This is a genomic window from Blastococcus sp. SYSU DS0617, assembly GCF_054051075.1.
The window spans coordinates 103756-128111 of sequence record NZ_JBJHAO010000012.1; the positions used below are offsets into that span (position 1 = coordinate 103756).

The 24356-nt window shown below is 73.8% G+C and carries 23 protein-coding genes; 15 read left to right on the plus strand and 8 right to left on the minus strand.

The window, feature by feature from the left end; genetic code table 11:
* The first annotated feature begins 57 nt into the window (after positions 1-57).
* From ACI793_RS14235 to ACI793_RS14255, 5 genes are all read left to right on the plus strand, one after another.
* Positions 58-321, plus strand: coding sequence for a hypothetical protein (locus ACI793_RS14235; protein ID WP_456607029.1), 264 nt, complete (start codon positions 58-60; stop codon positions 319-321).
* Between the two features lie 230 nt (positions 322-551).
* A complete protein-coding gene (locus tag ACI793_RS14240; protein WP_456607030.1) occupies positions 552-1649 on the plus strand; it encodes a quaternary amine ABC transporter ATP-binding protein in 1098 nt (365 codons plus the stop codon).
* Positions 1642-2628 (plus strand): ABC transporter permease, encoded by a 987-nt coding sequence (locus ACI793_RS14245; RefSeq protein ID WP_456607031.1) that lies wholly within the window; start codon positions 1642-1644, stop codon positions 2626-2628. Before ACI793_RS14240 ends, ACI793_RS14245 begins: the two co-directional genes overlap by 8 nt.
* Before the next feature lie 101 nt (positions 2629-2729).
* Positions 2730-3659, plus strand: a complete 930-nt coding sequence (locus ACI793_RS14250) for a glycine betaine ABC transporter substrate-binding protein (protein ID WP_456607032.1) — start codon at positions 2730-2732, stop codon at positions 3657-3659.
* 203 nt (positions 3660-3862) lie between these two features.
* The gene (locus ACI793_RS14255; protein WP_456607033.1) at positions 3863-4336 is read left to right on the plus strand and encodes a hypothetical protein; all 474 of its coding nucleotides are present in this window, start codon (positions 3863-3865) and stop codon (positions 4334-4336) included.
* A gap of 6 nt (positions 4337-4342) precedes the next feature.
* Here the strand turns inward: ACI793_RS14255 and ACI793_RS14260 are convergent, their stop codons facing one another.
* Positions 4343-6316, minus strand: coding sequence for an AAA family ATPase (locus ACI793_RS14260; protein WP_456607034.1), 1974 nt, complete (start codon positions 6314-6316; stop codon positions 4343-4345).
* Positions 6313-7293 (minus strand): aldo/keto reductase, encoded by a 981-nt coding sequence (locus ACI793_RS14265; RefSeq protein WP_456607035.1) that lies wholly within the window; start codon positions 7291-7293, stop codon positions 6313-6315. Before ACI793_RS14265 ends, ACI793_RS14260 begins: the two co-directional genes overlap by 4 nt.
* 214 nt (positions 7294-7507) lie before the next feature.
* On the opposite strand from ACI793_RS14265, the gene ACI793_RS14270 reads away from it, so the two are divergent.
* The 5 genes from ACI793_RS14270 to ACI793_RS14290 all read left to right on the plus strand — a co-directional run bounded on the left by ACI793_RS14270 (position 7508) and on the right by ACI793_RS14290 (position 11508).
* Positions 7508-8371, plus strand: coding sequence for an undecaprenyl-diphosphate phosphatase (locus tag ACI793_RS14270; protein ID WP_456607036.1), 864 nt, complete (start codon positions 7508-7510; stop codon positions 8369-8371).
* A 25-nt stretch (positions 8372-8396) separates the two neighbouring features.
* Positions 8397-9095 carry a histidine phosphatase family protein gene (locus ACI793_RS14275; RefSeq protein ID WP_456607037.1) on the plus strand — a complete coding sequence of 233 codons (699 nt, stop codon included), beginning with the start codon at positions 8397-8399 and terminating at the stop codon, positions 9093-9095.
* A gap of 101 nt (positions 9096-9196) precedes the next feature.
* The gene (locus ACI793_RS14280; RefSeq protein WP_456607038.1) at positions 9197-9748 is read left to right on the plus strand and encodes a DUF3090 family protein; all 552 of its coding nucleotides are present in this window, start codon (positions 9197-9199) and stop codon (positions 9746-9748) included.
* Between the two features lie 13 nt (positions 9749-9761).
* Positions 9762-10511 carry an SCO1664 family protein gene (locus ACI793_RS14285; RefSeq protein WP_456607039.1) on the plus strand — a complete coding sequence of 250 codons (750 nt, stop codon included), beginning with the start codon at positions 9762-9764 and terminating at the stop codon, positions 10509-10511.
* 166 nt (positions 10512-10677) lie between these two features.
* Positions 10678-11508, plus strand: a complete 831-nt coding sequence (locus tag ACI793_RS14290; protein WP_456607040.1) for an acyl-CoA thioesterase — start codon at positions 10678-10680, stop codon at positions 11506-11508.
* 13 nt (positions 11509-11521) lie between these two features.
* Here ACI793_RS14290 and ACI793_RS14295 read toward each other — a convergent pair whose 3' ends face one another.
* Positions 11522-12127: a maleylpyruvate isomerase N-terminal domain-containing protein gene (locus tag ACI793_RS14295; RefSeq protein ID WP_456607041.1), complete on the minus strand. Its 606-nt coding sequence runs from the start codon at positions 12125-12127 to the stop codon at positions 11522-11524.
* Positions 12128-12246: 119 nt separating this feature from the next.
* On the opposite strand from ACI793_RS14295, the gene ACI793_RS14300 reads away from it, so the two are divergent.
* Positions 12247-12642, plus strand: a complete 396-nt coding sequence (locus ACI793_RS14300; RefSeq protein WP_456607042.1) for a VOC family protein — start codon at positions 12247-12249, stop codon at positions 12640-12642.
* A 1-nt stretch (position 12643) separates the two neighbouring features.
* On the opposite strand, the gene ACI793_RS14305 is transcribed toward ACI793_RS14300, so the two are convergent.
* Entirely contained in the window at positions 12644-13360 is a 717-nt protein-coding gene (locus ACI793_RS14305; protein ID WP_456607043.1) for a maleylpyruvate isomerase family mycothiol-dependent enzyme, read from the minus strand.
* Between the two features lie 73 nt (positions 13361-13433).
* On the opposite strand from ACI793_RS14305, the gene mshC reads away from it, so the two are divergent.
* Together mshC and ACI793_RS14315 are read left to right on the plus strand one after the other, a co-directional pair.
* Entirely contained in the window at positions 13434-14684 is a 1251-nt protein-coding gene (gene mshC, locus ACI793_RS14310) for a cysteine--1-D-myo-inosityl 2-amino-2-deoxy-alpha-D-glucopyranoside ligase (RefSeq protein WP_456607044.1), read from the plus strand.
* Positions 14684-15724, plus strand: a complete 1041-nt coding sequence (locus ACI793_RS14315) for an HD domain-containing protein (RefSeq protein ID WP_456607045.1) — start codon at positions 14684-14686, stop codon at positions 15722-15724. The genes mshC and ACI793_RS14315 overlap by 1 nt, the downstream gene beginning before the upstream one ends.
* 10 nt (positions 15725-15734) lie before the next feature.
* On the opposite strand, the gene ACI793_RS14320 is transcribed toward ACI793_RS14315, so the two are convergent.
* Positions 15735-16046, minus strand: a complete 312-nt coding sequence (locus ACI793_RS14320) for a hypothetical protein (RefSeq protein WP_456607046.1) — start codon at positions 16044-16046, stop codon at positions 15735-15737.
* Positions 16047-16199: 153 nt separating this feature from the next.
* Complete coding sequence (locus tag ACI793_RS14325) at positions 16200-17066, minus strand: PAC2 family protein (RefSeq protein WP_456607047.1); 867 nt, start codon at positions 17064-17066, stop codon at positions 16200-16202.
* A gap of 212 nt (positions 17067-17278) precedes the next feature.
* On the opposite strand from ACI793_RS14325, the gene metH reads away from it, so the two are divergent.
* A complete protein-coding gene (gene metH / locus ACI793_RS14330) occupies positions 17279-21079 on the plus strand; it encodes a methionine synthase (RefSeq protein ID WP_456607048.1) in 3801 nt (1266 codons plus the stop codon).
* A 75-nt stretch (positions 21080-21154) separates the two neighbouring features.
* Here metH and ACI793_RS14335 read toward each other — a convergent pair whose 3' ends face one another.
* Both ACI793_RS14335 and ACI793_RS14340 read right to left on the minus strand, forming a co-directional pair.
* On the minus strand, positions 21155-22567 hold the full coding sequence (locus ACI793_RS14335; protein ID WP_456607049.1) for a CopD family protein: 1413 nt from the start codon (positions 22565-22567) through the stop codon (positions 21155-21157).
* On the minus strand, positions 22564-23127 hold the full coding sequence (locus tag ACI793_RS14340) for a copper resistance CopC family protein (RefSeq protein ID WP_456607050.1): 564 nt from the start codon (positions 23125-23127) through the stop codon (positions 22564-22566). Before ACI793_RS14340 ends, ACI793_RS14335 begins: the two co-directional genes overlap by 4 nt.
* A gap of 319 nt (positions 23128-23446) precedes the next feature.
* On the opposite strand from ACI793_RS14340, the gene ACI793_RS14345 reads away from it, so the two are divergent.
* The gene (locus ACI793_RS14345; RefSeq protein WP_456607051.1) at positions 23447-24223 is read left to right on the plus strand and encodes a hypothetical protein; all 777 of its coding nucleotides are present in this window, start codon (positions 23447-23449) and stop codon (positions 24221-24223) included.
* Positions 24224-24356 lie beyond the last annotated feature (133 nt).

The following is a 24356-nucleotide window of genomic DNA, read 5'->3' on the forward strand; positions in this document are numbered from 1 at the left end:
CCGGCTCCAGGACGGCAGGATGGAGGAGACCAGACCGCCGACCCGACGGAGGACGACGTGACCGATCCCGGTACCGCCAACGACGCCGACCGCGCGGAGCAGGAGGCCCTCGTCAACCCGCCCGGGGTCGCCCTGGCCGGTGAGGCCGCAGCACCCGGCGACGGCATCCCCGAGGCCGACGCCCTCGAACAGCAACTGGCGGCGCGGCCCGGAGAGGCCGGGCGCCCCCAGCGGCCCCTCGGCGACCGGGAGGCCAACGAGGCCGACCTGCTGGAGCAGGAGGCCGACGTCCCGGACGACGAGGACCACCTGTCCGAGTGACGCGCCCGCCCGACCGGGCGGCGTGGTGTGACGATCCCATTACGGGTACTTGTCGATAGCCGTTATGCGGCACTTCCGGTCCTGGCCGGTCGGTAACTTGGATCGTCGGCCGTGACACGTACCGCCCCCCGCCGGTCAGCTGGCGCGGGGGCAGCCGTGTGCGGTGACCGACCGACCCGAACACCGGTGCCTGCGGCCTCGTGCCCGCGGTACCCGAGCGAGAGGGACATGTGACCGCACTACGCGTCGAAGGACTGTTCAAGGTCTTCGGTCGACGACCCCAGGAAGTCGTCGAGCTGTTGCGAGCCGGCGGCTCGGCCGCCGACGCCCAGGCATCGGGAGCCACGGCCGCCGTCATCGACGCTGCCTTCGAGGTCGAGCAGGGCGAGATCTTCGTCGTGATGGGCCTGTCCGGCTCCGGGAAGTCCACCCTGATCCGCATGCTCAACGGCCTGGTCCGGCCCACCGCCGGGCACGTCTACATCGGGGACGAGGACGTCGCGGCCCTCAGCGGCAAGAGCCTGCGCAGCCTGCGGCAGCGCCGGATCAGCATGGTGTTCCAGCACTTCGCCCTGCTGCCGCACCGCAGCGTCGTCGAGAACGCCGCCTACGCCCTCGAGGTACGGGGGGTCGACCGCCGCACCCGGCTGCGCGCCGGGCACGAGGCGCTGGAGATGGTGGGCCTGGAGGCGTGGGCCGACCACCGCCCCGACGAGCTCTCCGGCGGGATGCAGCAGCGGGTGGGGCTGGCCCGCGCGCTGGCCTCGGAGACCGACATCCTGCTGATGGACGAGGCGTTCAGCGCCCTGGACCCGCTGATCCGCCGCGAGATGCAGGACCAGTTGATGGAGCTGCAGAAGCGCCTGGGCCGCACCGTCGTGTTCATCACCCACGACCTCAACGAGGCCATGCGCATCGGTGACCGCGTGGCGGTCATGCGCGACGGCCGGATCGTCCGGCTGGACACGCCGGAGGCGATCCTCGCCCACCCCGGTGACGAGTACCTGGAGCGGTTCCTGGCCGACGTCGACCGGTCGCGTGTCTTCACCGCCGGGGATGTGATGAGCCGGGCCAAGGCCGGCTCCGACGGCGGCTCGACCGCCACAGCCGTGACGGTCGCCCCCGACACGCCGCTGGCCGACCTGCTGGAGCAGTCGGCGCTCTCCGATGCGCCGCTGCTGGTCGCCGACGCCAACGGCGAGGCGCTCGGTGTGGTGACCCGGAGCGACGTGCTCGCCGCGCTCGGCGGGGTGAACACCGACGACGACGCCGGGCGGGCCCCGGAGACCGGCGACGACACCCCGTCCCTGGAGGGGTCCCGTGGCTGAGCCGACGACGATCCTCACCGCCGAGGAGGGACCGCTGCCCCGCGTGCCCGTCGGCGACTGGGTGGACACCGGCTTCGACTGGCTCAAGGACAACTTCGAGCCGGTCATCGATGCCGTGAGCGAATACACCGAGGCCGCCGTCGAGGGGCTGACCGAAGCGTTGCTGTTCCCGCCGCCGCTGCTCTTCGCCGTGCTCCTGGCGGCGCTCGGGCTGTTCGTCAGGTCCGTGGTCTTCGCCGTGGGCTCGCTGCTCGGCCTGCTGCTGATCCAGAGCATGGAGCTGTGGACCGAGGCCATGGAGACCCTCGGCCTGCTGCTTTTCGCCACGGTGATCTCGGTGCTGATCGGTGTGCCGCTGGGGATCGCCGCCGCCAAGAGCGACCGGATCAGCGCCGCGGTGCGCCCGGTGCTGGACTTCATGCAGACGATGCCCGCCTTCGTCTACCTGGTGCCCGCGGTGATCTTCTTCAGCATCGGCGTCGTGCCCGGCGTCGTCACCACGATCGTCTTCGCCCTGCCGCCGGGTGTGCGGCTCACGGAGCTGGGCATCCGGCAGGTCGACCGGGAGACCGTCGAGGCCGGGCAGGCCTTCGGCAGCTCGCCGTGGCAGATCCTGCGCAGCATCGAGCTCCCGCTGGCCCGCCCGACCATCCTGGCCGGCATCAACCAGGTGATCATGCTGGGCCTCTCGATGGCCGTCATCGCCGGCCTCATCGGCGCCGGCGGCCTGGGCGGCGTGGTCGTCCAGAGCATCTCCCGGCTCAATGTCGGGCTGGGCTTCGAGGCAGGCCTGTCCGTGGTGATCTTGGCGATCTTCCTCGACCGGCTGACCGCGTCGTTCGGTCAGACCGGCGGCGAGCGGGGCGGGCTGCGCGGTGTGCTGGCCCGCCGGCGACGCGTCGCCGTGTCCAACCGCAACGCCCTGTCCGGGCGCCCCGGCGGCGCGGAGACCGAGCCGCAGCCGGTCGGCACCCACTGATCTGCGCGGAACCGGCGGCCGTCCCAGGCGGTCGCCGGTAGCCGCGTGCACGAGGCCGCCCCGCGAATTCGCTGGCGGCACGCACTGAGAGGAGCACGACCATGAGCGCGCTTTCCAAGCGCCGGACCACCCGCCTGGCCGCGGGTCTGGCTGCCGTCGCCCTGTCCGCCACCGCCTGCGGCGGGGACGAGGGCTCCGACGACACCAACGCCTCCGGGGGCGGCAACGGCAGCAGCAGCTGCGAGTCGGTCACCCTCGGGTTCATCCCGTCCTGGACCGACGGCCTGAGCATGGCCCACCTCTGGGAGAACGTGCTCGAGGACCGCGACATCGACGTCGAGTTCCAGGAGATCTCCGAAGCCGGAGTGCTCTACTCCGGGCTGGCCGAGGGCGACGTCGACGTCTACCCGTCGGCGTGGTCGGAGGTCACGCACGCCGACTACATGGCTGAGTACGGGGAGGACATCGAGGACCTCGGCGCCTGGTACGAGGGCGCGGTCCTGACCCTCGCCGTCCCCGAGTACGTGGACATCGAGTCGATCGCCGACCTCGCCGGCAACGCCGACCGGTTCGGCGGCCGGATCGTCGGCATCGAGCCCGGCGCGGGCCTGACCCGCACCACGCGGGAAGAGGTGATGCCGACCTACGGCCTCACCGAGGAGTACCAGCTCGTCGAGTCCTCCACCACGGCGATGCTGGCCGAGCTCCAGTCGGCCGTGGACGCCGAGGAGGACATCGTCGTCACGCTGTGGCGTCCGTTCTGGGCCAACAGCGAGTTCCCGATCAAGGACCTCGCGGACCCCGAAGGCGCGCTCGGTGACCCCGAGGGCCTGCACAACCTGGCTCGCACCGGCTTCTCCGACGACTGCGCGGAGGTCGCCGAGCTCATGGGTGACTTCACCCTGACCGACGAGCAGTACGGCTCGCTGGAGAACCTGGTCGTCAACGAGTACGGCGAGGGCGAGTACCCCGAGGCCATCGAGGCCTTCTTCGAGGAGAACCCGGACGTCGAGGAGAGCCTGAAGGGCTGACCTCTGCGTCGCTGACCGCGGGCGCGGTCTCCGTCAACGTCGACGGGGACCGCGCCCGTTCGCGTTCGCGGGCCACGCGGAGGCCCGCGAGGGCGGCCCCCAAGGGCAAGCGCACCCGGTCACACATCGCCCGGTCCGCACGATCGGATGACCTGTCGCTCTCCGCGAGGCGGCGGTGCGCGCGTGTCCGCCAGGATCGGACGGTGACCGCGATCGGGACGATCCTGCTGATCCTGATCGGCCTGCCGCTGGTCGCCTGGTGGCTCGGCGGCCGATCGTTCTGGTCGCGTGCCCGGACCGGGGCGGAGCGCGACCTCTACCGCGAGATCGTCCGGCGACACGGGCTGCGTCCGGCCGAGACCCCGAAGGTGGAGAGCGCCGTCACCTGGGGGCGACGTCTCGACGACCCGCGGCTGCGGGCCGCGGCCGTGGACTGGGCCACGTCGAGCCAGGACGAGATGGCCGAGTACCGGCGCCGGAATCCGCTGGCCCGGCGGCTGATGGTCGGACTCCTCTTCCTGTGGCTGCTCCTGGTGCTGGGCCGTGCGCTCGCCGCCGTCGTCGAGGGCCGATGGGGGTCCGCTGCATGGCAACTGCTCTGGCTGGCCACGCTGGTTGCCCCGATGGCGCTCTTCTCGTGGCGGATGCGGCGGGCGGTGGAGCTCAACCGGGACTGACCGCGCTCAGCCGGCCAGGTCGGCGGCGTACTCGGCCAGCAGCCCGGCCAGGCGGGTGCGCCGCGGGCGGACGTCGACCTCGCGCACGGCCCGCATCAGCGCAGCCCCGCTGGCGTGCACGATCGACAGGTGCTTCTGCGCGCGGGTCAGCGCGGTGTAGACCAGCGGCCGCGACAGCATCCCGCCGGCCTCGGGCGGCAGCACGACGACGACGCCGGGCCACTCCGAGCCCTGTGCCCTGTGCACGGTGATCGCCCAGCCGTGCCGCAGGTCCGACAGCGCCGAGCCGTTGACCGTCACCGGGCCGGACGCGAACGACACGTCCAGCGAGCCCTCGCCGGCCTTGGTGACCACACCGACCTCGCCGTTGGCGAAGCCGATCGGCTCGAGGTCGAGGTGGTTGGCGGTGGCCACCACGCGGTCGCCGGGGTCGAAGCCGAACACGGTGCCCTCGCCCGGGTTGAGGACCGCCTTGAGCGCCTTGTTCAGCTCGATCGTGCCGGCCGGCCCGCGGTGCACCGGCGTAACCACCTGGACGCCGCCGGGGTCGATGCCGAGCGCGCGGGGGATCGAGTCGGTGACCAGCTGCACCACCCGGCGCGCCGCCTCGGCGGAGCCGGTGGCCGGGACGATGACCACCTCGCGGTCGGGGGAGTCGACCGGTGGCAGCTCGCCGCCCCGCACGCCGGTAGCCAGCCGGGCGATGGCCCCGCCCTCGGCCTGCCGGTAGAGCGTGGTGAGCTCGGTGACCGGCACGGCGCCGGAGTCGATGAGGTCGCCCAGCACGTGGCCGGGACCGATCGAGGGGAGCTGCGCGGGGTCGCCGACGAGCATCAGGTGGGTGCCGTCCTGGCAGGCCTCGAGCAGCGCAGCGGTGAGCTCGACGTCGAGCATCGAGGCCTCGTCGACGACGACGACGTCGGCGTCGAGCGGCCACTCCTCGTTGCGGGCGAACCCGCCGGTCATGCCCTGGGCGCCGAGCAGCCGGTGCACGGTGACCGCGGGGTGGTCGGTCAGCTCCTCCAGCCGCTTGGCCGCCCGTCCCGTGGGCGCGGCCAGGGCCACGTCGGTGCCCTTCGCCCGCAGCAGCTTCACGATCGCGGCGACCGTGCGGCTCTTGCCGGTGCCCGGCCCGCCGGTCAGCAGGCTCACCCCGGCACCCAGCACCTGCGCGACGGCCTGCTTCTGCGCCTCGTCCAGGCCCTTCGCGACCGAGCGCACCGAGGCCGGGTCGGCGATCCGCTCGGCCGCGGCGGTCAGCCGGGCGACGTTCTCGGCCACGGCCTCCTCGGCCATGCCGAACCGGGCCAGCGACAGCATCCGCAGCGCGGGGTCCGGCTCGGCGGGCTCCGCCATGTCGCCATCCCCGCCCAACCCGTCGTCGTCGGGGAGCGGGGGCTCGTGTTCCAGCACGTCGCCGGACTCGACGGCGGCCACCACGGCGGCCGCGGGGTCGGTGATGCCCTCGGCACGCAGGGCGGCGACGACGAGGTCGGCGGGCAGGACGGTGTGCCCGTCCCGCGTCGCGGTGCGCAGGGTGAGCCCGACGATGGCCCGGCCGCGCCGGGAGTCCTGCCGGTCGGCACCCGAGAGGACGGCGATGGCCAGCCGGTCGGCGTCGGCCAGGGACACACCCGACAGGCTGAGCAGCGCCCACGGATCGTCGCGCAGCCGCCGGGCGGCGTCCGGGCCCAGCGTGTCGGCCACACCCGCGGCCAGCTTGGCCGCCAGCCCGGCGCCGACCAGCATCTCCACCACCTCGTAGGTGGGCTGCGCGGCCAGGAAGCTGGAGAACAGCCGCTCGGCGCGCTGCCGCCCGACCCGCGGCAGCTTCAGCAGCCGGTCGGCGGTGACGTCGTCGGGGGCGGTGATGTTCGCGGCGGGCAGCTCCGCTGCGGTCCGCCGGCCGAGCCCGGGCCAGAGGCCGGCTGCGCAGAAGGCGGCGAAGACCGGGTCGCCGCCGGGCGCTGCGGCGGTCATCGGTCCGCCCGGCGCTCGGGATATCCGGCGGGTGCCGCGGAGACGTCCTCCAGCGCGGTGCGGATGGCCGCGGGCAGCCGCACGCCGTCGGCGTCGAGCGAGGCCTGCAGCTGCTGGGCGGTGCGCGCGCCCACCACGGGGGCGACGACGCCGGGCCGGTCGCGGACCCAGGCCAGCGCCACGCCCAGCGGGCTGGTGCCCAGCCCCTCGGCGGCCGTGATCACCGCCTCGACGATCCGGTCGGCCTTGCGCGAGCGCAGGCCGTCGATGAACGCCTCCCACTGCGGTGACGCGCCGCGGGACTCCGACGGGGTGTTGTGCCGGTACTTGCCGGTGAGCAGACCGCGCCCCAGGGGCGACCACGCCAGCACGCCGAGCCCGAGCGCCTCCGCGGCGGGCACGACCTCGCGCTCGACGCCGCGCTGCAGCAGCGAGTACTCGACCTGCGTGCTCACGATGGGCGTGCGCCCGGGCCAGGCCCGCTGCCAGGTGGCGGCCTGAGCGGTCTGCCAGCCGCTGAAGTTGCTGATGCCGATGTAGCGGGCCCGGCCGGAGGAGACGGCGAGGTCGCAGGCGGCCAGCGTCTCCTCCAGGGGCGTGGCGTCGTCCCAGGCGTGCACCTGCCACAGGTCGACGTGGTCCAGGCCCAGCCGCTGCAGGGACGCGTCCAGGGCGGCCAGCAGGTGCCCGCGGGAGGCGCCGCGCCCCATCGGGCCGGGCCCGGTCCGGCCGGCGGCCTTCGTGGCGACGAGCACGTCCCCGCGGGGGACGACGTCGGCCAGCAGGTGACCGATGATGCGCTCGCTCTCGCCGTCGCAGTACACGTCGGCGGTGTCGACGAGCGTGCCGCCGGCGTCGACGAAGGCGGTGAGCTGCATCGCCGCCTCGTCCTCGTCGGTGTCGCGGCCCCAGGTCATCGTGCCCAGCGCCAGGCTGCTCACGACCAGACCGCTGCGCCCGAGCGCCCGTTGTTCCACGACCGGCCAACCTACCGGCGGGGAGCCGGTCCCACCGGCGAGCACCCACAGCCTCGGAGCGGCGCGCCCGACCCCGCCGCGGGCGCCGCCTAGGGTGACCGCTCGTGCGTGCCTGCCTGTTGCCGACGTCGTCCGCCCCGAGACCTGCCCTGCGGGGGTCTGCGGCCGCGCGAGGCCCCGGCCGGGCAGGTCTCGCCGGCGGAGGGCCGCGCTGATGGGCTGGTTCGAGGCCGTCGTCCTGGGCCTGGTCCAGGGGCTGACCGAGTTCCTGCCGATCTCCTCCAGCGCCCACCTGCGCGTCGTGGGGGAGGCGTTCGGCTGGGAGGACCCCGGCGCCGCCTTCACCGCGATCACGCAGATCGGCACCGAGGCCGCCGTCCTGCTCTACTTCCGCTCCGACATCTGGCGGATCCTCACCGCCTGGTTCGCCTCCCTCGGCGGCCGGCGGAAGGGCGACCCCGACGCCCGCATGGGCTGGCTGATCATCGTGGGCAGCCTGCCGATCGGGATCCTCGGCCTGCTGTTCGAGGAGGACATCGAGACGACGTTCCGCGACCTCCGGATCGTGGCGACGGCCCTCATCGTGTTCTCGCTGATCCTGTGGTGGGCCGACCGCGTGGGCGCCAAGCAGCGCCAGCTGGACCAGCTCACCGTGCGCCACGGCATCGGCTACGGCTTCGCCCAGGCGCTGGCGCTCATCCCCGGCGTCTCCCGCTCCGGCGGCACGATCACCGCGGGGCTCTTCCTCGGCTACTCCCGGGCCGCCGCGGCGCGCTACTCCTTCCTGCTGGCGATTCCTGCGGTGCTGGCGTCGGGCTTCTACCAGGCTTACGACGAGCTCACCGGCGACGTCACCGGACCCGGGGTGAGCTGGGGGCCGACCATCCTGGCCACGGTGCTCGCGTTCGGCGTGGGGCTCGCCGTCATCGCCTGGCTGCTGCGGTACCTCGCCCGGGGGTCGTTCACGCCGTTCGTGGTCTACCGCATCGCCCTCGGTGCCCTGGTGCTCGCGCTCGTCTTCACCGGCGTGCTCGACCCGGTCACCGACGTCGCACCGTCTCCGTCACCGGCCCCCTGAGCCGCGCGGTCCTAAGCTCACGGCCGTGACCACGGTGATCCTGCTCCGGCACGGGCGGACGACGGCCAACGCGGGCGGGATCCTGGCCGGCTGGACCCCGGGCGTGCAGCTCGACGAGACCGGCACGGCGCAGGTCGCCGCGGTGGGGGAGCGGCTGGCGAAGGTGCCGCTGGCCGCCGTCGTCAGCAGCCCGCTGGAGCGGTGCGTGCAGACGGCGTCGGCGATCACCGACGGGCGTGACCTCGACGTGCGCACCGACGACCGGCTGGGTGAGGCGCGCTACGGCGACTGGACCGGCCGCACGATCAAGGAGCTGGCCAAGGAGCCGCTCTGGAAGGTCGTGCAGCAGCATCCCTCGGCCGCGGTCTTCCCGGGGCCGGAGGGGGAGGGGCTGGCGCACACGCAGGCCCGCGCGGTGGCCGCCGTCCGCGCCTGGAACGCCGAACTGGGCCCCGACGCCGTCTGGCTCGCGTGCAGCCACGGCGACGTGATCAAGGCGATCCTGGCCGATGCGCTGGGCCTGCACCTGGACCAGTTCCAGCGGATCGTCGTCGACCCCGCGTCGATCTCGGTGATCACGTACACCGACACCCGGCCGTTCGTCGTCCGCGTCAACGACACCGGCGGTGACGTCTCCGCGCTGATCCCGCCGCCGAGGAAGCGGGGTCGTCGCAAGGCCTCCTCCGACGCCGTCGTGGGCGGCGGATCGGGCGCGCCCGCCTGACGCGCCCGTGCCGTCGCGGCTGGCGGCCCCGTCCAGCGGCTCGCGTCGAGCGCAGCGAGACGTGAAGGGGACGGGATCCTTCCACCGCGTAACCTGATCGCGTGCCCCGTCAGGTCCATCTCTTCGATCGTCCGAGCCGGTTCGTCGCCGGCACCGTGGGCCAGCCAGGGGACCGCACCTTCTACCTGCAGGCCTCCGACGGCACCGGCCGCACGGTCAGCGTCGCGCTGGAGAAGACACAGGTCCAGGTCCTGGCTGACCGCATGGCCGAGCTGCTCGACGAGGTCTCCGGCCGCGCCGACGCGGTCATCCCGCCCGACGCCGACGTCGACGACCTCGACCCCCTCACCCCACCCGTGGACGAGGAGTTCCGGGTGGCCGCCATGGGCCTGGCCTGGGACGGCGCGGAACAGGCCGTCGTCGTGGAGGCGGTGGCCGCGGGGGAGGAGCCGATCGAGGAGGACGCGATCCTCTCCGACAGCGACGAGGGTCCCGACGCGCTCCGGGTGACGATCACCCCCACGGCGGCGCGGGCCTTCATCGCGCGGGCCCGCCGCGTGATCTCCGCGGGCCGGCCGTCGTGCCCGCTCTGCTCGCTCCCGCTCGACGCCACCGGCCACGTGTGCCCGCGGCAGAACGGCTACCGCCGCTGACCGGCGGCGTGCGATGAGCGAGCAACCAGCCGAGCCGGTCCTCCGGGCCCCCGCCGACGACGCCGAGGCCATGCACCTGCTGCAGACCGGCGAGATCGATCTCGAGGGCCGGATGCTCGACGCCTCCAACGTGACCCTGGTCGGCACCATCCGGTCCGGCGACCTCGGCGGCGAGTGCGTCTACAAGCCGGTCGCGGGGGAGCGGCCGCTGTGGGACTTCCCCGACGGCACGCTCGCCGGCCGCGAGATCTCGGCGTTCCTCGTCTCCGAGGCCACCGGCTGGCGGGTCGTCCCGCCGACCGTGCTGCGCGACGGGCCGTTCGGCCCGGGGATGGTGCAGCTGTGGATCGACGGCGACGACGACGTCGACCTGGCCGAGTTCGTCCGCCGCGACGACCCCGCGCTGCGGCGCATGGCGGTGTTCGATGCGGTCGTGAACAACGCCGACCGCAAGGGCGGGCACATCATCCCGATGGCCGACGGCCACGTGTACGGCGTCGACCACGGCATCTGCTTCTCCGTCGACCCGAAGCTGCGCACCCTGCTGTGGCGCTGGGCGGGCCGGCCCATCCCGCTCGCGGCCCTGGAGGTGCTGGAGCGATTGGCCGAGGAACTGCGGGGTGGGCTGGGGGAGCAGCTGCACGAGCACCTGACCCGCCGCGAGGTGCGCCGCACGCAGCAGCGGGTGGCCGACCTGCTGCGCACCAAGCTGCACCCCGAGCCCAGCGGCGACTGGCCCGCCCTGCCCTGGCCGCCCTTCTGAGCCATGACACTGCGATCCTCCGGATCGCACCGCGGCCACGTGCCGTCCACCTGGGTCGCTGAGCCGTTGCCCATGTCCCCGCCGGGGACCCTCCGGGCCCGCGACGGGTCCACTCCAGCTCGAGCGTCGCTTGCGCGGCGAGCACCGGCTCGGCGAGGGTGTCGGCGTGGGTGACCTGGGCGTGGACACGCAGGTGGAGCAGGTCGACGAGGGGCGCTTCCGGGCGATCCCATCGCCGGAGTGGAACATCTGGGGGCCGATGGGGGGATACATCGCCTCCTTCGCGCTCCGGGCGGTGGGCGCCACCGCCCCGGACCACGAGCCGGCCGCGTTCTCGTGCCACTACCTCGGGGTGGCCCGCCCGGAGCCGATCGACATCGAGGTGCGCAGCGCCAAGCCGGGACGCACGGCCGGCTCGTCGACCGTCGCGATCACCCAGGACGGGAAGCCCATCCTGAACGCGATGGTGTGGGCGGTCGCCGGGAACGAGGGCCTCGAGCACGACGAGTCCGTGCCGCCCGACGTCCCCGGGCCCGACGAGCTCCCGTCCTTCGACGCCCTGCGCCGGGAGGGGTCCGCGCCGGCGATCCCGTTCTGGAACAACATCGAGAGCCGACCGGTCGAGGCCGACGCCGTCGGCCGGCCGGACGGGCCCCGCCCCGCCGTGTGGCAGCAGTGGCTCCGGTTCCGCACGACGCCGACCTTCCCCGACCCGTGGGTCGACGCCGCCCGGTCGCTGATCCTGGTCGACCTGCCGAGCTGGCCGGCGGCCGTCCGCCCGCACGCCTGGCAGCGGCCGGCGTTCATCGCACCGACGCTCGACCTCAACGTCGCCTTCCACCGGCCCGCCGTCGACGAGCCCTGGCTGCTCTGCGACGGCTCGGCGCCGGTGTCCACCCGAGGGATGTTCGGCTGGCGGGCGAACGTGTGGTCGCCGAGCGGTCGGCTGCACGCCTCCGGAGGCGGCCAGTGCCTCTACCGGCGCCTGCCCTCCTGAGCCGTCCGCGAGGTCAGCCCCAGGGCGGCAGCGCGGGTGCGGGACCCCGTCCCGTGGCCCAGGCGACGAGCGCATGTCCGCCGGCCCGCTGCGGGAGAGCGGCGAGCAGCGACGGCAGCCAGCGCTGTACGAGCTCGTCCGGCCACTCACTCCACTCGTAGCCGAGGCCGAGGTCGACGTGGTGGGCCTCCACCTCCCGCCACCGGCGGAGGGCGAGGCTCCGCGCCGGCCCCGTCCCGGCGCCGCCGAGCCGGACCGTCCGGGCCCACGTCCCCGCGTCCGCCGCCGCGAACGCGCGATCGACGGCGTCGTCGGCGCGCACGAGATCGGCCACCACGTCGCGAGCGGGCCGGGCGGCGCCGACCTCGATCTCGGCCGTCCGAGCGGCCGCGCCGCCGGCGTACTGCTCGACCAGCTCTCCCGCGTGCGCGGCCTCCAGCCGGCGGACGACGCTGTCGGCGTTGCGGGCCAGGTGTGTGAGGACGTGGCCGACCGTCCACCCGGGCAGCCGGCTGGGACCGCGCACCGTCGCGTCGTCGATGTCGGCCACACGCTCGTGCACTCGGCGGTGCGCCTCCCGGCACGCGGCGATGTCGGCCCGCAGCGTCTCGTCGTCCACCGCGACAGCCTGTCAGCCCCCCGGCGCGCCGAACCATGCGAACCGGTGGCCATCACCGGCCCATCGCCACGAGTTCGCATGGTTCGCCGGGCGGTGCCGGGGCCCATAGGGTGCCCGCCATGCCGCACCGGAGCCGCCTGGCGATCCTCCTGCTCGACCTGTCGCCGGAGCACCACGCCGCCGGCACCGCGTTCTGGTCCGGCGCCACCGGGCGCCCGGCCGCTGCCGATCCCGACGACGCCGACTGGGCCTCGCTGGGCTCCTTCGCCGACGGCTGGCACGTCGAGATCCAGCGGACGGGGGAGGGGACGCCGCCGCGCTGGCACGTCGACATCGAGACCGACGACATCGACGCGGAGGTGACCCGCCTCGAGTCACTGGGCGCCACCCGGCACCGGTTCGTCGACGGCGGCACCGGCTTCTGGCAGATGAAGGACCCGGCCGGTCTCGTGTTCTGCGTGGTCGGCGTGCAGACGGGCGAGGAGTTCGACCGGCACGCCGAGACCTGGCCCTGAGCTACTCCAGGCGGACCGAGGCGATCATGGCCGCGGCCTGGAGGCCGTCGCCGTCGACGGTGAGCACCTCCAGCGGGACCCGGCGCCACACCGCGAGCAGGAGGTCGCCGGCGTTGCCGGTCAGTGTCGCGACGGGGAACGGCCGCGAGCCGGCGAACAGGGTCCGCTCGGCGTCGGCGTCCAGGGCGTGGAAGACCACCGGATGGGCGTCGGGCGGCGGCCCGTCGGGCAGCGCGGCCGGGACCATGACCTCCAGCCACTCGTCCAGCCCGTCGAGGCCGACGTCGGCAGGGATCGGGCGGACGTCGCCGAGCACCTGCTCCACGTCCACGGTGTGCACCGCCGCCTCCTGGGCCTGCCGGCGCAGCACGAAGGCGACGTCCTTCTGCGGCGCCCAGGTCCACACCCGCTCCGCCGGATCGGCGTCGGCCAGGGCCATCTCCAGCTCCGCGCTGCGGGCCGCGGCGTAGCCGAGCAGTTCGTCGTCGGGGTGCCGGGCCGGCTCCTCGTAGCCGGCCAGGTCCTTCGCCCGGGTGCGCACCACCCAGGCCCAGAACCGCTGGACCTCGGCCAGGTGCCAGACCAGGTCGGCCAGCGACCAGTCGGGGCAGCCCGGAACCCGCGCCGCCCAGCCGTGGGCCAGGACGCCTGCGGCGGCGGCCTCGGCGAACCGAGCGTTCGACCGCCGCAGCGCCGGGAGGTAGTCGTGGGTCTCCATGCGTGTCCTCCTCCCCGACGACCGCTCCGGAGTACGGGGCGGTGACGTCGGACCTGCAATCTAGGCTCAGGTCGTGCTCTCCTGGCCCGCTCCGCTCCTGCCGACCCTGCCGGGCACCGGCCCCGTGCTCAAGGTCCACGACACCGCGCTCGGCGAGGTCGTGGCCACCAGCCCGGACCGGACGGCGCGGATGTACGTCTGCGGCATCACGCCGTACGACGCCACCCACCTGGGGCACGCCGCCACCTACCTCGCCTTCGACCTGATCAACCGGGTGTGGCGGGACGCCGGCCACGCCGTGCACTACGTCCAGAACGTCACCGACATCGACGATCCGCTGCTCGAGCGGGCCGCCCGCGACAACGAGGACTGGGTCGTCCTGGCCATGCGGGAGACGGCGCTGTTCCGCGAGGACATGACGGCGCTGCGCGTGTTGCCGCCCGAGGACTTCGTCGGGGCGGTCGAGACGATCCCGCGGATCGTCGGCCACGTCGAGAGCCTGCTGGACGACGGGCTGGCCTACGTGCTCGAGGACGGCACGGGCGACGTCTACCACGACATCGCGCAGGCGCCCGGCTTCGGCAGCGAATCCCGCTACGACGAAACCACCATGCTGGGCTTCTTCGCCGAGCGCGGGGGAGACCCCGAGCGGGCCGGCAAGCGGCAGCCCCTGGACCCCATGCTCTGGCGCGGCGCACGTCCCGGCGAACCGTCCTGGCCCGGCCCGCGCGGGACCGCCGGCCGGCCGGGCTGGCACATCGAGTGCGCCGCGATCGCCCTGGACACCATCGGCATGGGGTTCGACGTGCAGGGCGGTGGCAGCGACCTGGTCTTCCCGCACCACGAGTACTCCGCCGTCCACGCCGAGGCGCTGACCGCCACCAAGCCGTTCGCCCGGGCCTACGTGCACGCCGCGATGATCGGGCTCGACGGCGAGAAGATGAGCAAGAGCCGGGGCAACCTGGTCTTCGTCTCGAAGCTCCGCGGCGAGGGCGTCGACCCCATGGCCATCCGGCTGGCCCTGCTGTCGGGGCACTACCGCACCGACCGCGCCTGGACGCCGGCGCTGCTCCGCGAGGCGCAGGAGCGGCTGGGCACCTGGCGGCGCGCCGTCGTCCAGGACAGCGGAGCCCCCGCGGGCCCCGTGCTGCACGCTCTCCGCGAGCGGCTGACCGACGACCTGGACAGCCCCGGGGCGATCGCGGTGGTCGACGCGTGGGCCGCGGCGACGCTGTCGGGCGCCGGCGAGCGCGAGGAGCAGTCCCCGACGATCGTCTGCGATGCCGTCGACGCCCTCCTCGGCGTCGCGCTGCAGGACGGCTGATGACGGCCGCCGCCTCGTTCCGGTTCACCGACCGGGCCGCGCGCGAGCTCGCCGAGGAGCAGCTCGCACCGTCCGCGTGCCGGTCGGCCGGCACCCGGGGGCGCGCCCGGCCGGAGCCGGAGGACCCGTTGCGGACGGCGTTCGAGCGGGACCGCGACCGCATCCTGCACGCCAAGGCCTTCCGGCGGCTCAAGCACAAGACGCAGGTCTTCCTCAACCCCGACGGCGACCACTTCGTCACCCGGCTGACCCACACGCTGCAGGTCACCCAGGTGGCCCGGTCGCTGGCCCGCGCGCTCGGCCTCAACGAGACGCTCGCCGAGGCGATCGCGCTGGCCCACGACGTCGGGCACTCGCCGTTCGGGCACATCGGCGAGGACGCGTTCGACCCCTACGTGCCCGGCGGGTGGCACCACGCCGCCCAGGGCGTGCGCATCGTCGAGGTGCTCGAGGACCTCAACCTGACCTGGGAGGTCCGGGACGGCGTCCGGGCGCACAGCTGGAAGATCGACCCACCGCCGTCGACCCGCGAGGCCGAGTGCGTGCGCTACGCCGACCGCATCGGCTACCTGTCCCACGACGCGCTCGACGCCGTCCGCGCCGGCGTGCTGCGGCCGGACGCGCTGCCGGCCCGCGCCCGCGCCGTCTTCGGTGACCCGGGCAGCGAGATGGTGGGCGCCATGATCGACGCCGTCGTGGAGGGATCGCTCGCGCCCGGGAACACCGGCGTGCGCATGGCTGCCGAGCCGCTGGAGGCGATGCACGAGCTGCGCGCGTTCATGTTCCAGCGGGTGTACGAGTCCGAGACCGCCGCCGGGCAGAAGCACGTGGCCGTCGACGTCATCCGCCGGCTCGTCGACCACCACCTGGCGCATCCCGAGCTGCTGCCGGCGTCCTACCGCGACACCGAGGCCGACGCCGTCACCCAGGTCGTCGACTACGTCTCCGGCATGACCGACCGGTTCGCGCTCGCGACCCACGACCGGCTGTTCGACGACGACGCCGCCTCCCGGATGCGCCCGCTGCTGCGCTCCGCTTGATCCGGGGCGACTACTTCTCGGTCAGCGCGGCGCGCCGGCCGGCGTCGTGCTCGGCGTCGGTGATCACCCCGCGGCGGTGCAGGTCGTCGAGCTCGGCCAGCCGCTGCTCCAGGCTCCGCACCGGAGCGGCAAGCGGACCGCGCGCGAGGCGGGCGGCCACCTCGGCGGGCGCCGCCAGCGGGTCCAGACCGCTGTCGCGCAGGACCTTCCGGCTGCGCGCCAGGCTCAGCACGACCATGACGGCGACGACCACGATGAACGCGGCGGCGAGGCCGAAGAACGCCAGGAAGACCGGGGGGAAGTCGCCGAAGCCCTGCTCCATGCCGCCACGCTAGGGCCCTCGTCGGGATACGTGCCGTCACGGCACGCCGGGACGCGCCTCAGCAGCCGGCGGGGCCGCCGCGACGCGCGGGAAGCAGGACCCGGTCGCCCCCCGCCGCTCGCCGGCTCGCGCCGGGGCCCCTGCGACCGGGACTCAGACCCCGCCGGAGCCACCGCGGCGGCGGAGGTAGCGCTCGAACTCGCGGGCGATCTGGTCGCCGTTGGCCTGGGACAGGTCGACCTCGGTGGCGCGCTCCTCGAGCGAGCGGACGTACTCGACGACCTCCTCGTCCTCGTTGGCCATCTCGTCGACGGTCTTCACCCACTCGTCGGCCTGCTGGGGGAGCCCCCCGACCGGCACGGCGATCTCCAGGACCTCCTCCACCCGCCGCAGGAGAGCGAGCGTCGCTCGGGGCGAAGGCGGCTGCGAGACGTAGTGCGGTACCGCCGCCCAGAAGCTGATCGCCGGCAGGCCGGCCTGCACGCAGGCGTCCTGGAAGACGCCGAGGATGCCGGTGGGGCCCTGGTACCGCGAGGTCTCCAGGCCGTAGGCCTGGGCCGAGTCGTCGTCGTAGGCCGAGCCGGTGACCGGCGTCGGGCGGGTGTGCGGTGTGTCGGCCAGCAGCGCGCCCAGCGAGACGACCGTCTGCGCGTCCAGCTCCTGCAGCAGGCCGATGAGCTCCTCGCAGAACCCGCGCCAGCGCATGTTGGGCTCGATCCCGCGGATGAGCACGACGTCGCGCTCGCTGCCCGGGGGCCGGGCCACGGAGATGCGCGTCGTCGGCCACTCGATGCTGCGGCTCACGCCGTCGATGAGCGAGACCGTCGGCCGGTTGACCTGGAAGTCGTAGTAGTCCTCGGGGTCCAGGGCGGCCAGCGGCGTGGCGTCCCAGATCAGTTCGAGGTGCTCGACCGCGCCGGTGGCGGCGTCGCCGGCGTCGTTCCAGCCCTCGAACGCAACGACCACGACGGGGTCGGTGAGTTCGGGCAGGTCCTCGGCGCCGGACTTCGGATCGATCACCCTTGCGAGCCTACGTCGATCCGCCCGTCGGGCGAGGCGGGGAACCCCTGGGTGTGCACGGAGCCCACGTCGTCGGCGCCGGCGCGCCGAAGTGAGACCATGGAGCCGACATCGGGACCGCCCAAGCCTGGGCAGACCCGCCGGGGGTGCCGGAGCTCGGCCACGGAGCCGGAGCCCGCACACCCACAGCCACGCAGTTCTGGGGAACGCCTGTGTCCGACTCACCCGCCCTCCGCCCCGACGCGACGGCCGAGCTGACCGCCCTGCTCGAGCAGCGCATCCTCGTGCTCGACGGCGCGATGGGCACCGCCATCCAGCGGGACCGCCCTGACGAGGCCGGCTACCGCGGCGAGCGCTTCGCGGACTGGCCGAGCGACGTGCAGGGCAACAACGACCTGCTGAGCATCACCCAGCCCGAGATCATCGCCGGCATCCACCGCGAGTACCTCGAGGCCGGTGCCGACCTCATCGAGACGAACACCTTCAACGCCACCACGATCTCGCTGAGCGACTACGGCATGTCCGACCTCGCCTACGAGCTCAACGTCGCCTCCGCGCGGCTGGCCCGCCGCGAGTGCGATGCGATGACCGCCCGCACGCCGGAGAAGCCGCGCTACGTCGTCGGCGCGATCGGCCCGACCAGCCGGACGGCGTCCATCTCACCGGACGTCAACGACCCCGGCGCCCGCAACGTCACCTTCGACGAGCTCGTCGAGGCCTACCTCGAGCAGGCGAACGGCCTGGTCGACGGCGGCTCCGACCTGCTGCTGATCGAGACCATCTTCGACACGCTCAACGCCAAGGCGGCGATCTTCGCGCTGGAGACGCTGTTCGAGGAGCGCGGCCGTCGCTGGCCGGTGATGATCTCCGGCACCATCACCGACGCGTCCGGGCGCACCCTGTCGGGCCAGGTCACCGAGGCGTTCTGGTACTCGGTGCGGCACGTCCGGCCGCTGATGGTGGGCCTGAACTGCGCGCTGGGCGCCAAGGAGATGCGGCCCTACATCGCCGAGATCTCCCGGATCGCCGACACCTTCGTCTCCTGCTATCCCAACGCGGGGCTGCCCAACGCCTTCGGCGAGTACGACGAGTCGCCCGACGAGACCGCCGCGATCGTGGCCGAGTTCGCCGACGCCGGCTTCGTCAACCTCGTCGGGGGCTGCTGCGGCACCACGCCCGGGCACATCGCGGCCATCGCGCGCGACGTGACCGGGAAGACGCCGCGCGTCCCGGCCGAGGTCCGGTCCGCGCTGCGCCTGTCGGGGCTGGAGCCGGTGACGGTCAGCGAGGAGACGCTGTTCGTCAACGTGGGCGAGCGGACGAACATCACCGGCTCGGCCCGCTTCCGGAACCTGGTCAAGGCCGGCGACTACCCGGCGGCCCTGGCCGTCGCCCGCCAGCAGGTCGAGGCCGGCGCTCAGGTCATCGACATCAACATGGACGAGGGGATGATCGACGGCGTCGAGGCGATGGACCGCTTCACCAAGCTGGTCGCCGCCGAGCCCGACATCTGCCGCGTGCCGGTGATGGTCGACTCCTCCAAGTGGGAGGTCATCGAGGCCGGGCTCAAGACCGTCCAGGGCAAGTCGATCGTCAACTCGATCTCCCTGAAGGAGGGCGAGGAGAAGTTCGTCCGCGAGGCCCGGCTGTGCCGCAAGTACGGCGCCGCCGTCGTCGTCATGGCCTTCGACGAGGACGGGCAGGCCGACGACCTCGAGCGCCGCACGCAGATCTGCCGGCGCGCCTACGACATCCTCACCGAGCAGGTGGGCTTCCCGGCCGAGGACATCATCTTCGACCCGAACGTCTTCGCCGTCGCCACGGGCATCGAGGAGCACGCCAACTACGGGCTGGACTTCATCGAGGCCACCCGCTGGATCAAGCAGCACCTGCCCGGCGCGCTGGTGTCCGGCGGCGTCTCCAACGTCTCGTTCTCCTTCCGGGGCAACAACCCGGTGCGCGAGGCCATCCACGCGGTGTTCCTCTTCCACGCCATCGCCGCGGGCATGGACATGGGCATCGTCAACGCCGGCGCGCTCGAGGTCTACGACGAGGTGCCCGAGCTGCTGCGCGAGCGGATCGAGGACGTGATCCTCAACCGCCGCCCCGACAGCACCGAGCGGCTGCTCGAGATCGCCGGCGACTTCGCCGGTGACGGCAGCGTCAAGGAGGTCGCCACCGAGGAGTGGCGGAACCTGCCGGTGGGGGAGCGGATCACCCACGCGCTGGTGAAGGGCATCGACGGCTTCGTCGAGGACGACACCGAGGAGCTGCGCGCGCTCATCAGCGAGCGGGGCGGACGGCCGATCGAGGTCATCGAGGGTCCGCTGATGGACGGCATGAACGTCGTCGGCGACCTGTTCGGCGCCGGGAAGATGTTCCTGCCGCAGGTGGTGAAGTCCGCCCGCGTGATGAAGAAGGCCGTGGCCTACCTGATCCCCTACATCGAGGCGGAGAAGAAGCCCGGCGACGCCGAGCGCAGCAACGGCAAGGTCGTCATGGCCACCGTGAAGGGCGACGTGCACGACATCGGCAAGAACATCGTCGGCGTCGTGCTGCAGTGCAACAACTACGACGTCGTCGACCTCGGGGTCATGGTCCCCGCCCAGAAGATCCTGGACGCCGCCAAGGCCGAGGGCGCCGACGTCATCGGCCTGTCGGGGCTGATCACGCCGTCGCTGGACGAGATGGTCAACCTGGCCTCGGAGATGGAGCGCCAGGGCTTCACCATCCCGCTGCTCATCGGCGGGGCCACGACGTCGCGGGCGCACACCGCGGTCAAGGTGGCGCAGAAGTACTCCGGCCCCGTCATCTGGGTGAAGGACGCCTCCCGGTCCGTGCCGGTGGTGGCCGCGCTGCTGTCGGACGAGCAGCGGCCCACGCTGCTGGCCGAGACGGACGCCGAGTACGCCACGCTGCGCGAGCGGCACGCCGCCCGGCAGGACAGCCGGTCGCTGCTGCCGATCGCGGCCGCCCGCGAGGCGGCGACCCCGATCGACTGGACCGGCTACGCGCCGCCGCGCCCGCGCATGCTGCTGCAGCAGGCGAAGGACGTCTGCACCGGCCCGGACTGCGACCACCTGCACGACCGGGCGACCCAGTTCGTGAAGTCCCTGCCCGACTACCCGCTCGCGGAGCTGCGCGAGTACATCGACTGGCAGCCGTTCTTCAACGCGTGGGAGATGCGCGGTCGGTTCCCCGACATCCTGCACAACCCGACGACCGGCGAGGCCGCACGCCGGCTCTACGAGGACGCGCAGGCGATGCTCGACCGGATCGTCGAGGAGAGGTGGCTGCGCGCCGCCGGTGTGTTCGGGCTCTTCCCGGCCAACCAGGTGGCCGGGGACGACATCGAGGTCTACACCGACGAGTCGCGCGCCGAGGTCCGCACCGTCCTGCACCAGCTCCGGCAGCAGACCGAGGGCCGGGACGGATCGCCCCGCAAGTCGCTGGCGGACTTCGTCGCGCCGAAGGAGACCGGGCTGCGCGACTACGTCGGGGCCTTCGCGGTGACCGCCGGCCTGGGCTCGGCCGAGCGGGTGGCGACGTTCAAGAAGGACAACGACGACTACAGCGCGATCATGCTCGAGGCCCTGGCCGACCGGCTGGCCGAGGCGTTCGCCGAGCGCCTGCACGAGCGGGTGCGCAAGGAGTTCTGGGCCTACGCCCCGGACGAGCACCTCGACGCCGACGGCCTGATCGCGGAGAAGTACCACGGGATCCGCCCCGCGCCGGGCTACCCGGCCTGCCCGGAGCACACGGAGAAGCTGACGATCTGGGACCTGCTCGACGTCGAGGCGCACACCGGCATCGAGCTGACCGAGAGCATGGCCATGTGGCCGGGCGCCGCGGTGAGCGGGCTGTACTTCTCCCACCCGGACTCGCAGTACTTCGTGCTGGGCCGGGTGGGCCGCGACCAGGTCGAGGACTACGCCCGGCGCAAGGGCTGGTCGGTGGACGAGGCCGAGAAGTGGCTGTCGCCGAACCTGGGCTACCGCACCGAGGACGAATGACGGACCTGGGTCCAGAGGCTCACCCGTCGGAGGATCGGGGGGAGCCGCTGGGCCCGGGCGTTCCCTCACGGCAACTCACTCGACGACGAGCACGTCGGCGAAGGACGCCGAGTGGGCGCTGGTGAACGCGTACTCGCCCGGCTCCTGAGGGGCGAGGAAGGTCGTCAGCGTCCGGGACGGGACGCCGAGGTCGAACGAGCCGTCGGCCGCGGTGAGGGTCACCTCGGCGTCGCTGCCGTTGAAGACGGTGACCCGGGAACCGGCGGCGACGGGACGGGCGACGTGGAACCGCTCGTCGTCGACCAGGACCCCCACCGACAGCTCGCCGTGGTCGTGCCCGGCCATCGGGTCGGCGGCCGCCTCCGCGGGCGCGGAGCTGCCCGCCGGTGCGCCTGACGCCGTCCCTGCGGGCGCGGCGTTCGCGGGCGGTGGGGACGCCGCCAGCGCGACGGCCAGGGCCACGGTCGCCAGCATGACGAGCACCTCACCGGCGGCGAACCGGCGGAAGGCCCGGCCGTCGCCGGCGCGGAGCCGGGGGAGGGAGCGCCGGCGGTGCTGCCGGCCGAGCAGGCCGAGCACGGTGAGGCCCGCGGTCTTCGCCACGAGCAGGGCGCCGTAGCCGGTGCCCAGGGCGGCCGGCACCGCCGCGCTGCCGCCCAGCACGATCCAGCCGGCGAGAACACCCGAGACCGCCGTCGCCAGGAAAGCGGCCAGGGCCAGGGAGCTGAACCGCGACGCGATTCCGGGGAGGGCCTCCGTGCCGCGGCCGTGGACCAGCAGCGCTCCCAGACCCCCGATCCAGAGGGTGGCGGCCACGACGTGCACGCCGAGGGTGGTCACGGCGAGCAGGTGGTCCTCGGCCCCGGAGGAGTGGCCGCTGAGCACGACCGGGAGCACGAGCGCCGACAGCGCCAGGAGCAGCAGGATCCGGGCGCCGGCCACGGTGCAGCGGGACGCCGCGGCCGCGACGACCAGGGCGAGCGTGACTCCGAGCAGCGCGGCCCGCCCGGCGCCGGTGTCCTCGACGAACACCCGGAGCGAGGCCCAGGACACCGACGTGGGTGCCCTCCCCAGCAGCCGGCTGAGCGCGAGCAGCGCACCGATCCCCGTCGCTGCGGCCCACACCAGGGCCCAGGACGACGCGGCCCGCAGCGCACGCCGCGACTGCGCGGGCAGCTCCACGCCCCGCCCGGGCAGGAGGACGGCGGCGAACAGCAGCGTGCCGATCGTCCCGACGGCCGCGACCCGGCCCGCCAGGGTGGCCACCGGCAGGCCCCACTCCACGATCCGGCCGGCCGCGGGGAGGCCGGTCGGCCCGTCGGCGGGTTCCCCCGAGCCCACGGCCAGCGCCCAGAAGAGCAGACCCAGCAGGGCCGCCGTGGTGGGAAGGGCCGCGAGCAGGTACCGACGCTGCCGGTCGGGGTGCGGCAGATCGTGCTCGGGGGAGGGCGCGGGCGGCGCCACGGCTGCCGGCGCGACGCTGCTCACCCGCGCCGCCGGAGCCGGCTCACCAGCACCACGCCCAGCCCGACGAGGACGACGCCGCCGACGGCCGGCCACACCGCCGCGACGCCGGCGTCGGCCGCGGCGGGGGCCTGGCCGCTGGACGCGGCCGGCGACGGCGTACCGGACGAGACGCTCCCGGTGGCGACCGTGAAGTCGAAGGCGCCGGACAGGGCGTGCCCGTCGGACGACGAGCTCCGCCACTCGACGCGGTAGGTCCCGGCGGACGGGGTCCCCTCCAGCGGCTGGACCACCGTCGTGCCCCGGATCTCGGCGGCTCCGGACGACACGGACGCGCCGTCGGGCCCGGTCACCGCCACCAGCGTGCCGATGGGGAGCGGCTCGGCCGTGAAGTCCAGCTCGACGGTGGCCGGGCCTGCGGGAAGCGTGCTCCCGGCCACCGGGCTGGTGCCGACCAGGCCGTCGTGCGCGAGCGCGGAGGGCGAGGTGCCGAAGAGCACCGCGGCGAGCACGGCGACCGGGGCCAGGACCGCTGCTGCTCGGGAGAGGGCCCGCCCCGGGGCCGCGCGACGAGAACGAGTCATACCCATCCTTCGTCGAGGCCGGGTATCCGGATGCCAGGGCGTCGGTCAGCGTGCGCGCCTGATCGGCGGTGTGCAACCGGAATGGACACGATCAGGTGGTTGCCCCACGATTCCGACGTGGACTGAACCGCTTGGGGCACTGGCGCCGAAGGTCAGACGGACAGCGCGGCGGCAGGGACCCTCCTGCCGGTCATCCGATCGCTGACCTGGGTCACACGACCGGATCGACGGCAGGCGCACCGATGCGCCGGCCGGCAGGACGGGCGACCGGTTCCGAGCCGCCGCCCCGGCACCACTCTCCGATCACGAGGAGCACACCTTGCGCAAGGCATTCGCACTCCCGACCGTCGCCATCGCCGCTGCGGCGTTCCCGCTGCTGGCCATGTCCTCCGCCTCGGCGCACGAGGGCTCGCACAGCTACCAGGCCGACCTCGGCGCGGTGAACATGTCCGGCGTCTCCGGCACCGGCATGGTGACCCTGGACGGCAACACCGCCACCGTCATGATCGAGGCCGACGGTCTGCTCGCCGGCTCGCCGCACGCCCAGCACTTCCACATCGGCGCGCTGGGGCAGTGCCCCACGAACGACCTGACCGATGACGCGGACGGCGACGGCTTCGTCAGCACCAGCGAGGCCGCGAAGTTCTACGGCGCCATCGGCACCTCGCTGACCACCGAGGGTGACACCAGCCCGGACAGCGGCCTGGCCGTCGACCGCTTCCCGACCGCCGAGGGCGGCTCGGTCTCCTACGAGCGGACCTTCGAGGTCACCGATGACGTGCACAAGGCGTTCGAGGCCGGCACCGCCGTGATCGTGCTGCACGGCATCGACAAGGACGGCAGTGGTGCCTACGACGGTGACGTCGTGAGCGACCTCGACCCGTCGCTGCCCATGGAGGCCACCGCTCCGGCCGCCTGTGGCGCTCTCGAGGTCGCGCAGATGGGTGCCGCGCCTGCCGGCGGTGCCGAGACCGGTGCCGGCAGCACGTCCGGCATCGAGGCGCAGGGTGCGATCGGCGTCGGCGCTGTCGCCGCCGTCGGTGCGGCCGCCGCTGGTGCCGTGGCCTACCGCCGTCGTCAGGCCGACCAGGCCTGATCCCGGCTGCCCGGGGGGGGGGGGGGGGGGGGGGGGGGGGGGGGGGGGGGGGGGGGGGGGGGGGGGGGGGGGGGGGGGGGGGGGGGGGGGGGGGGGGGGGGGGGGGGGGGGGGGGGGGGGGCGGGGCGGGGGG

Excerpts from the sequence above, each read along its gene's own strand:
- ACI793_RS14315 (WP_456607045.1), top strand. The coding sequence starts at position 14,684 with ATGACGGCCGCCGCCTCGTTCCGGTTCACCGACCGGGCCGCGCGCGAG.
- ACI793_RS14340 (WP_456607050.1), bottom strand. The coding sequence starts at position 23,127 with ATGACTCGTTCTCGTCGCGCGGCCCCGGGGCGGGCCCTCTCCCGAGCA.
- ACI793_RS14270 (WP_456607036.1), top strand. The coding sequence starts at position 7,508 with ATGGGCTGGTTCGAGGCCGTCGTCCTGGGCCTGGTCCAGGGGCTGACC.
- ACI793_RS14320 (WP_456607046.1), bottom strand. The coding sequence starts at position 16,046 with ATGGAGCAGGGCTTCGGCGACTTCCCCCCGGTCTTCCTGGCGTTCTTC.
- ACI793_RS14250 (WP_456607032.1), top strand. The coding sequence starts at position 2,730 with ATGAGCGCGCTTTCCAAGCGCCGGACCACCCGCCTGGCCGCGGGTCTG.
- ACI793_RS14305 (WP_456607043.1), bottom strand. The coding sequence starts at position 13,360 with ATGGAGACCCACGACTACCTCCCGGCGCTGCGGCGGTCGAACGCTCGG.
- ACI793_RS14260 (WP_456607034.1), bottom strand. The coding sequence starts at position 6,316 with ATGACCGCCGCAGCGCCCGGCGGCGACCCGGTCTTCGCCGCCTTCTGC.
- ACI793_RS14285 (WP_456607039.1), top strand. The coding sequence starts at position 9,762 with ATGAGCGAGCAACCAGCCGAGCCGGTCCTCCGGGCCCCCGCCGACGAC.
- ACI793_RS14300 (WP_456607042.1), top strand. The coding sequence starts at position 12,247 with ATGCCGCACCGGAGCCGCCTGGCGATCCTCCTGCTCGACCTGTCGCCG.